We start from the raw sequence: 8,310 nt of genomic DNA, 5'->3' as shown, positions 1-8,310 counted from the left end.
AAACCCTCTTTGTTTTAGGTCGGGGGGGCTGGTTTTTCCTCACCCCCCCCGGGCCGCGGCGCGCCGCGCCCCCCCCGGGCCCCCCCCCCCCCCCCCCGGGCCCGGGGGCTCGGCTCGGAGGAGCGGACCGGCCCTACCGGGCCTGGCTCAGACCATCCAGCGCTGGGCCGGCGCGTTGGTGTCGCAGCCGGTCATCGTGGTGCCGAGGCCGATGCCGTTGGACACGAGGCACTGCCCGGTGGCCGCGTTGCGGATCAGGTACCAGCCGCGGTCCTCGTCGGTCAGCCGCCACTTCTGGTTGGCGGGCATCCGGTTGCCGGCCGGCTGGTTGAGCCCGTCCCAGCCTCCGGGGGTGTCCCAGAGCCGGACGCTCCCCGAGCCGGCGCCCACCTCGACGACCTTGCCCTGGCCGCCGTGCGAGATGGCGGTGGTGCCGTCGCAGTAGCCCCAGAACGACCAGGTCTGGGCGGTGGACCAGTCGTTGGGCGTGTAGACGCCGATCCACTGGCCGTTGGCCTCGTTGGCGTTCGGCAGGTCGAGGACGCCGGCGGCGCCGTTGTAGACCTTCTGGGGCGTGTGCAGCGCGGGGGCCGGAGCCTGGTCGCAGCTGCCGGCCTGGGCGGCCTGCGCCGCCGGGGCGCCGGCGACGACCGCCCCCGCGACGGCCGCGACGGCGCCGAGCGAGGCGAGGACCCTGCGGGTCCGGGTGGTGGTTCCCATCTGACTTCTCCTTTCGGTGTGGTGGACGGTCCGGGGCGTCAGCCGCGCGGGACCTGGAGTGCGGCCCACTGCTTGGGGCCGGGGATGCCGTCGGCGTCCGGACCGGAGTCGCCGAGCTTGTGCTGCCAGTTGCGGAAGGACTCCCGGTCGGCGTCGGACCACTCGGGCCCGGGGCCCTCGGCGTAGGCGGAGCAGCCCTCGGCGACGAGGCGTTCTCCCATCCGGGTGACGACGTCGCTCTTCTGGCCGTCGTGGAAGAAGTCGGCACCGGGGAAGGGCTCGCTGCCGTCGCCGCCGCCGTCGGCCGCCGGGGCGGTGTCGCCGGAGGGGGCGCCGCCGGCGGGGCTGTCCGCCGCCGAGGCCTCCTGCCCGAAGTAGAGCGCCCCGGGCCGGTCCTTCCACTCCGGGTCGGCCAGGACGACGCCGCCGGCGAAGTCCGGGATGCCGTACCCGTGGACCCAGTCCGAGCGGCGCTCACGGGTCTTCATGTAGACGCCGTCGCCTTCGGAGCTGCCCCCGTCGTTGGTGTTGCCCTCGACGGTGGTGATGGTGGAGCTGGTGTAGGCGATGCAGATGCCGGTGTGGCTGCCGCCGCCGGGGCCGTAGAAGACCTGGCCGCCGATCACCGGGTACTCGGTGAAGCGGCCGCGCTCCTTGAACCAGGCGACGCCCTCGGCGCAGGAGGCGGTGACCGGGAAGAGTCCGGTGTTGCCGGACTCCCGGGCGCACCAGGCGACGAAGGTGGCGCACCAGGCCTCGCCCTGGGACCACTCCAGGCCGGGGACGGCGGGGGAGAACTTCTGGATGTTGTTCCAGTGCCCGCCGCTTCGGCCCTCGTGGTAGCCGACCTCGTCTCGGGCGATGCGGATCAGGTCCGCCGCGTTCGAGGACATGGGTGGGGACTCCTTGTTGCTGGAAGTGTGCTGGGAAGCGCGCTTGGAGCTGCGCTTGGAGGCGCGCTGGACGTGCGCCGGACGTGCGCCGGACGTGCGCCGGGCGTGCCGAAGGGAGGCCCGGCGGGCTCTCAGGCCTGGCCGAAGGTCTGCACGTAGCGACCCCAGTTGCCGCGCTGGCGGGGCGTGTAGCCGATGCCGATGCAGTTGTAGGCGGTGCCGAGGATGTTGTCCCGGTGGTGCGGGCTGTTCATCCACATCTGCATCGCCTCCGCGACGCTGTTGCCGGGGGTGACGTTCTCGGCGGACGCGCGCGAGGTGAAGCCGGCGTCGCGGATGCGGTCCCAGGGGGAGCTGCCGTCGGTGCCGTCGTGCTGGGTGAGGTCGTGCGAGGCCATGTCGTTGGCGTGCCTCTGGGCGGCCGCGCTGAGGCGGTCGTCGAGGCGCAGCGCCGGGGCGCCGACGCGGCCGCGCTCCGCGTTGACGGCGTTCAGCATCTCGGTGCGGAAGTCGCCGCCGCCGCCCGGCTGGGGCTGGGGCTGCGGCTGGGGCCGCTGCTGCTGGCCGCCGCCGCTGACGCCGCCGGCCGGGACGAGCTGCCAGCGCTGTGCCGGGTTGGCGTCGTCCTTGCCGGCCAGGGTGAGCGGGGAGCCGGGGGCGGCGGCGGTGAGGAAGAGCTCGCCTCCGTCGGTGCGCGTGGTGCGGACGCGGACCCAGTCGTTGTCGAGGGGCTCGAAGCACCAGTGCTGGTTGGGCTGGTTGTGCTCGTTGTACAGCCAGGTCTGGCCGATGGAGTAGTTGAAGTCCATGACCATGGCCTGGCCGGGGGCGTGGCGGCCGACGGTCAGCTGGGTCTCCAGGAGGAAGCTGCCGTTCTCCTTGGCCCAGAAGGTCCAGCCCTGGGCGGTGGTGCCGTTGGAGCTCCAGGACTGGATGGCGGTGCCGGCGGCGGTCTGGCTGGACCGGACGTCGGCGACCGTTCCGTTGGCGGACTTGAGGGTCCAGGACTGGCCGTGCTGGGGAAGGGTGGGCATGGTGGCGCCTCTCGTCTGTGCTGTCGCCCCGGGCCGTTTCGGTGGCGGCCCGGGGCCTGACGAGGAAGACGTTCCAGGAGCGCGGTAGACGGTCGGTCAACGCGCGTAGCGCGGGGGGTTGTTGATGTCGTGTCTACTGCGCCAGAAGCGCCCTGGCCTGCGCGATCTCCTCGGCGAGGCCGAGCCGCTCGTACACCTCCAGGGAGTCCGCCAGACAGGCCCGGGCCTGGCGCGGGCGGCCGAGCCCGGTGAGCGCGGTGCCGAGGGTGCGCAGCAGGGCGGCTTCCAGGGCGGCGCTGGTGCGGCGGGCGAGCGGGAGGACGGCTTCGGCGGCGTCGACGGCGAGCAGCCAGCGGCCGGCCTCGGCGTGGATGCGGGCGGCGAGGTCGCCGGACGCGGCGGCGAAGACGGTGACCTGGAGGGCGGCGAACTCCTCCCGGGCGCCGACGGCGTGGTCGAGCGCCGCCTCCGGGTCGCCGCACAGCCGCAGTACCCGGGCCAGGTAGTAGCGGCCGGTCGCGGCGGAGACCGGGCCTGAGCGGCTCATCAGGAGGGCGCTGCGCTCGGCGGCGTCCCGGGCCTCGTCGAGGCGGCCGGTCTGGGCGGCGCTGAACGCGAACTCGCCGAGCGCGCTGCCCTCGGAGCGTTCGGCGCCGAGGCGGTGGAACAGCTGGGCGGCGCGACCGGCGTGTTCGGCGGCCTCGGCGTAGCGGCCGTGGATGCGGGCGTTGCCGCCGAGGGTGAGCAGGGACTTGGCGAGGACGCGCTCGGTGGCCGGGGAGGTGCAGAGCTCGACGGCGCGGCGGATCGCCTCCTGCGACTCGGCGTAGCGGTTGACGTGCCAGAGCATGCTGCCGCGTACGTACGCGGCGAGGGCGAGCGGGCCGTGGTCGCCGCGCGCTTCGGCTTCCCGGCCGACCCGTTCGGCGAGGTCGGCGATGACGGTGGTCCGGGCGCGATCGGGGAGCACCGCGCCCATCCGGTCGGTGAGTTCGGCGGCGCGGTCGAGCGGCAGGGCCGGGTCGGCGCAGCTGAGGGCGATGGCGGCGGCGTGCACCTCGGCCTGTTCGCGCATCCAGCGCACCGCCTCGGCGCCGTCGGCGATCGCCTGGCCGGGGGAGTTCACCGGGGCGCCGAGCAGGCTGAGTTCGACCGGGTCGGCCTTGCGGGCGGCGAGGTCGGCGTTGCGGGCGGTGGCGAGGCAGAAGTCGATGAGCCGGTCGGCGGCGGCGGTGCGGTCGGCGTCGCCGTCCTCGGCGGCGAGCCGGCCGCGGGCGTAGGCGCGGACGAGGTCGTGGAAGCCGTAGCTGCCGAAGCGGGGGGAGTGCAGGAGGTTGAGGTCGACGAGGGTTTCGAGGAGTTCGTCGGTCTCGGTCTCGGAGCGGTCGAGCAGGGCGGCGGCACAGGGCAGCGGGATGTCGGGGGCGTCGGGGAGGGCGAGCAGTCGGAAGGCGCGGGCGAGTTCGGGGTCGAGGCGGTGGTAGGAGAGCGCGAAGCTGGCTTCCACGGTCCGTTCGCCGTCGCTGATCTCGGCCAGCCGGTGTTCGCGGCGCAGCCCTTCGGCGAGGGTGGCCAGGGTGAGTACCGGGTCGGCGGCGAGCCGGGAGGCGACGATGCGGACGGCGAGCGGAAGCAGTCCGCAGGCCAGGACGATCTCCTCGGCGGCCTCGGGTTCGGCGGCGACGCGTTCGGCGCCGACGATGCGGGTGAGCAGTTCCAGTGCCTGGTCGGGCGGCAGGGTGTCCAGGCGCAGCTGGTGGGCCCCGGCGAGGCCGGCCAGGCGGTGGCGGCTGGTGATGAGGACGGCGCAGCCGCCCGAGCCCGGCAGCAGCGGTTCGACGTGGCCGGGTGTGGCGGCGTTGTCGAGGACGACCAGGACGCGCCGGCCGGCCAGCGCCGAGCGGTAGAGCGCGCTGCGCTCGCCGGTGTCCGGGGGGATCTCGGCGGGGGCGACGCCGAGGGCGCGCAGGAAGCCCGCGAGCACGGTGCCGGGGTCGGGCGGGGTGTGGTCGGCGCCGCGCAGGTCGGCGAAGAGCTGCCCGTCGGGGAAGTGGTCGCGGACCATGCGGGCCACGTGCACGGCGAGGGTGGTCTTGCCGACGCCGCCCATGCCGTCCAGGGCGGAGACCACGACGGCCCGTCCGCCGGCGTCGGAGAGGCGGTCGCCGAGGGCCTCGACCTCCTCGGCGCGTCCGGTGAAGTCGGGTAGGTCGGAGGGGAGCTGGTCGGGTGCCTGCCAGGTGTCGGCGGCGGGTTCGGCCGGGGTGGCGGGGGCCGTGGCGGGCAGCAGGGAGGCGTCCTCGCGCAGGATGCGCAACTGTACGGCGGCCGGGCCGTCGGCGTCCCGGGGCAGGGTTGCCCGGGCGTCCTCGTACACGGCGAGTGCCTCGGCCTTGCGGCCTGCCTGGTAGAGGGCGCGCATCAGGACGGCGGTGAGCCGGGGCCGGCCGAGGTGTTCCAGCGCGAGGGCGGCGGCCTCGGCGGTCAGGTCGGTGCGGTCGCCGAGGTCGGCGTCCAGCTCCAGCTGGGTCTCCTTGGCCTGGATCCGCTGCTCGGTGAGGCGGGCCCGGACGGCCTCCGCGTGCGGCCCGGGCAATCCGGCGAGCGGCTCGCCGACCCACAGCCGCTGGGCGCGGTGCAGGACCTCCCGGACGTCCCGCGGCGGCGCCTGCTGCTCGCGGAGCCGTCCGGTCTCGGCCAGGAGTGCCTCCCAGTCGGCGGTGTCGACCTCGGCCCGGTGCGCCTTGAGCGCGTAACCGTCGCCGATCCGGACCAGCGGCATCCGCTCCGGATCGTCCCCGGCGTACGGGCGGAACGCGGTGCGCAGTCGGGAGACGGCGAGCTGGACGGCCTTGCGCGGGTCGGCCGGCTCGGCCCCGCCCCACACGCCCTCGACCAGCACCGGAACCGCCACCGCACGTCCGGCGGCCTCCAGCAGCACGGCGAGCACGGCCCGCTGCTGCGGCCGGCCCAGTTCCAGTTCCTGCTCCCCGTACCAGGCCCGCAGCGGCCCCAGCAGACCGAACCGCAGCCCGGCTCCCCCCATGTCACCCATGTCCCGTCCCGAATGTCGTGCTGCGCCGGGATCCCGCCACTTCCGTTCGGACAGCGGCGCCCCCATACCCGGCGGCCTATGCTTTGTCACTGATTGTGCACCGGAACGGACGGGGGCTTCGAGGGGTGGGCTGTGCGGCTCGAATTCCGCGTGCTGGGGTTGCTTCGGGCCTGGTGCGACGACCGTGAGATCGATCTCGGCCGACCGCAGCAGCGGGCCGTGCTGGCCGCGCTGCTGCTCCCTCCGGGGCGGCTGGTCCCCACGGAGCGGCTGGTCGAGGACGTGTGGGGTGAGGACGACACCCACTGGCCGAAGGACCCGGTCGGGCAGATCGGTACACACGTCCACCGCCTGCGGCGTGCCCTGGGTGCGCCGGGGCTGCTGATCGCGGCAGCCGGCGGCTACCGGCTGGAGGTGCCGCGCCCGGCGGTCGACCTCTTCCACTACGAGGCCGCGGTGGCGGAGGCCGTCGCGCTGCGTCACCAGGATCCGGTCCGGGCCCGGGACTCGCTGCGGCGGGCGCTCGGGGCCTGGGAGGGGCGTCGCGCTCTGGACGGCGTGCCGGGCGGTGGTGCCGAACGGGCGCGGCAGCGGCTGGCGGCCGGGCGGTTCGCGGCGGTGAAGGTGCTGCTCGATCTGGAACTCTCGCTCGGACGGCACTCCGAGGCGTTGGAGTCGCTGGCCGAGCTGGCGGCGTCGCACCCGCAGGACGAGGAGGTGCACCGGCTGCACCTGCTGGCGCTGCACCGCTGTGGCCGGAGGGCGGAGGCGCTGGCGGCTTACGGGGCGCTGAGCGAGCGGCTGGACCGGGAGCTGGGGCTCGAACCGGCCCAGGTGGTGGTGGAGCTGGCCGAGCGGATCCGGCGTGGTGCGGCCCCGGTGCCGCTGCGGCGGCTGCCGCGTCCGTGCCAGCTGCCGCCGGACATCCCGGACCTGGTCGGGCGGGCCGCGCTGGTACGGGAAGCGGACCGGTCGCTGCGTGCGGCCGGCGGCGGCTCGCCCGTCGTGGGGCTTTCGGGACCGGCGGGCAGTGGCGCGTCGGCACTGGCGGTGCATGTCGCGCACGTCGTCCAGGACGCCTTCCCGGACGGTCAGCTCTACGCGGCGGGCGGGAAGCCGGGCGTGGTGCTGGCGGGGTTCCTGCGGGCACTGGGTGAGCGGCCCTCATGCGAGGCACCGGTCGATGAGCTCTCCTCACGCTATCGGGCCGCGCTCGCCGGGCGACGGGTCCTGGTGGTGCTCGACGCGGTGGCCGATCCGGTGCCGCTGCTGCCCGAGACGGTGGGCTGCGCGGCGGTGGTGGCCGGGGCGGAGCCGGGCATGCTCCCCGCAGGCGCCGTGCGGCTGGCGGTGGGACCGCTGGAGCCGCACGACGCGTTCGAGCTGCTGGCCCGGATCGCGGGCACGGAGCGGATCCGGCAGGAGCCGGACGCGCTGTCCGAGCTGGCCGCGATCTGCGGCCACTTGCCGGTCCTGTTGCGGACGGCGGCGGAGCGGCTGGCAGCTCGGCCACGGTGGACGGTGGCCGAGCTGGTCAGATGGCTCGCGGGCCGGGGGGACGGGCCGGGCAGGGCTCAGTAGCGGCCGTCTGTAGCGACTGTCACCGGCGGCTGTCACTGGCGACCGCCGTCGGCGGCCGTCAGTAGAGGTCGGAGGAGAAGTAGACCGCGTTGGACTCGGCCCCGGTGGAGCGAGGGATGATGCCTCCGCCCCAGTAGACGCCGGAGCGGCCCAGCGAGTGGACGGTCAGCCGGGCGTGCGGGTGGCCGAAGGTGCCGGTGGACCAGCAGGCGTAGCCGTTGGCGGCGTAGACGACGAAGTTGCCGTCGCTCTGCATGACGGCCTTGTAACCGCAGCCGATGGTGTTGCTGGCCTTGACGGCCTTGATCTCACCGGTCTGCTTGTCGGGCTGGTAGACGACGAAGTTGCCGTCGGGCTGCATGATGGCCCGGGTGGAGCCGGCATCGAGGTGCCAGCCCTGGTAGAGCGGCTCGTCGTCGAAGATCGAGATGTAGCTGCCGTCGCCCCGGTCGACCGCCGCCTCCGCGGTGCCGGTCGCGGTCATCGCCCCGGCCATGGCGAGTGCGGTGGTGGTGGCGGCGATCGCGATGTGCCGGAGGGTCTTCTTCGTCTTCATGTCCCCGTGTACCTCTTCCTTGTTCTTCGCGCCCGGTGGATCGCGGAGCGCCTTGTACGGACGATCATGGCCGAAGGCGGTAGACAAGCGATGAACGCCCGCGTTTACGCCCCCGCCCACCCGGCCGGCTGGCTGGCCAGCCGTCGGAGGGCGACGGGCGGGCGGTCTGGGCAGGGGCGTTTGGCGCAGGCACGGAGTGGGGGTAGTGTTCCCTAGTCGCTCGACAGGGAGCACCGGACACGCATGGGCGCGGACGGTCCCGGAGTGGCCAACCTCCTGAAACACCACTTCCCGGTTACCGGCTGGGTCGCGTTTGCGCTTTTCGCTTCGCGGCTCGGCGTGTATTCGGGGTGTTCGTTTTATTGGGTTGCGGCCGGATTCGCTTTTCGGAGCGGGGATCGGCTAGAGTTTGAAACGTCGGACAGGGCGTCAAGCCCCGGAAGACACCAGCGAGTTGGACGAACGAAGCGC

Annotated in this window: 6 protein-coding genes; 1 reads left to right on the top strand and 5 read right to left on the bottom strand. The window is 74.1% G+C overall.

Annotated elements, in window-relative coordinates; genetic code table 11:
- Positions 1-147: 147 nt before the first annotated feature.
- The 4 genes from ACFQ6N_RS39680 to ACFQ6N_RS39665 all read right to left on the bottom strand — a co-directional run bounded on the left by ACFQ6N_RS39680 (position 148) and on the right by ACFQ6N_RS39665 (position 5,702).
- Positions 148-720 carry an RICIN domain-containing protein gene (locus ACFQ6N_RS39680; RefSeq protein ID WP_380659030.1) on the bottom strand — a complete coding sequence of 191 codons (573 nt, stop codon included), beginning with the start codon at positions 718-720 and terminating at the stop codon, positions 148-150.
- A 38-nt stretch (positions 721-758) separates the two neighbouring features.
- Positions 759-1,613 carry a peptidoglycan-binding protein gene (locus tag ACFQ6N_RS39675; protein ID WP_380659029.1) on the bottom strand — a complete coding sequence of 285 codons (855 nt, stop codon included), beginning with the start codon at positions 1,611-1,613 and terminating at the stop codon, positions 759-761.
- A gap of 131 nt (positions 1,614-1,744) precedes the next feature.
- On the bottom strand, positions 1,745-2,647 hold the full coding sequence (locus ACFQ6N_RS39670) for a CAP domain-containing protein (protein WP_380659027.1): 903 nt from the start codon (positions 2,645-2,647) through the stop codon (positions 1,745-1,747).
- A 133-nt stretch (positions 2,648-2,780) separates the two neighbouring features.
- Positions 2,781-5,702: a BTAD domain-containing putative transcriptional regulator gene (locus tag ACFQ6N_RS39665; RefSeq protein WP_380659025.1), complete on the bottom strand. Its 2,922-nt coding sequence runs from the start codon at positions 5,700-5,702 to the stop codon at positions 2,781-2,783.
- A gap of 132 nt (positions 5,703-5,834) precedes the next feature.
- On the opposite strand from ACFQ6N_RS39665, the gene ACFQ6N_RS39660 reads away from it, so the two are divergent.
- A complete protein-coding gene (locus ACFQ6N_RS39660; RefSeq protein ID WP_380659024.1) occupies positions 5,835-7,283 on the top strand; it encodes a BTAD domain-containing putative transcriptional regulator in 1,449 nt (482 codons plus the stop codon).
- 58 nt (positions 7,284-7,341) lie between these two features.
- Here ACFQ6N_RS39660 and ACFQ6N_RS39655 read toward each other — a convergent pair whose 3' ends face one another.
- Positions 7,342-7,839 (bottom strand): hypothetical protein, encoded by a 498-nt coding sequence (locus ACFQ6N_RS39655; RefSeq protein ID WP_380659023.1) that lies wholly within the window; start codon positions 7,837-7,839, stop codon positions 7,342-7,344.
- Positions 7,840-8,310: the final 471 nt, after the last annotated feature.

The sequence above is a fragment of the Kitasatospora sp. NPDC056446 genome, assembly GCF_042796115.1.
Lineage (GTDB): Bacteria > Actinomycetota > Actinomycetes > Streptomycetales > Streptomycetaceae > Kitasatospora.
Note: the sequence above shows the minus strand (reverse complement) of the source record. Positions and strands in the feature narration are given on the sequence as shown.

Excerpts from the sequence above, each read along its gene's own strand:
- ACFQ6N_RS39680 (WP_380659030.1), bottom strand. The coding sequence starts at position 720 with ATGGGAACCACCACCCGGACCCGCAGGGTCCTCGCCTCGCTCGGCGCC.
- ACFQ6N_RS39665 (WP_380659025.1), bottom strand. The coding sequence starts at position 5,702 with ATGGGTGACATGGGGGGAGCCGGGCTGCGGTTCGGTCTGCTGGGGCCG.
- ACFQ6N_RS39675 (WP_380659029.1), bottom strand. The coding sequence starts at position 1,613 with ATGTCCTCGAACGCGGCGGACCTGATCCGCATCGCCCGAGACGAGGTC.
- ACFQ6N_RS39655 (WP_380659023.1), bottom strand. The coding sequence starts at position 7,839 with ATGAAGACGAAGAAGACCCTCCGGCACATCGCGATCGCCGCCACCACC.
- ACFQ6N_RS39670 (WP_380659027.1), bottom strand. The coding sequence starts at position 2,647 with ATGCCCACCCTTCCCCAGCACGGCCAGTCCTGGACCCTCAAGTCCGCC.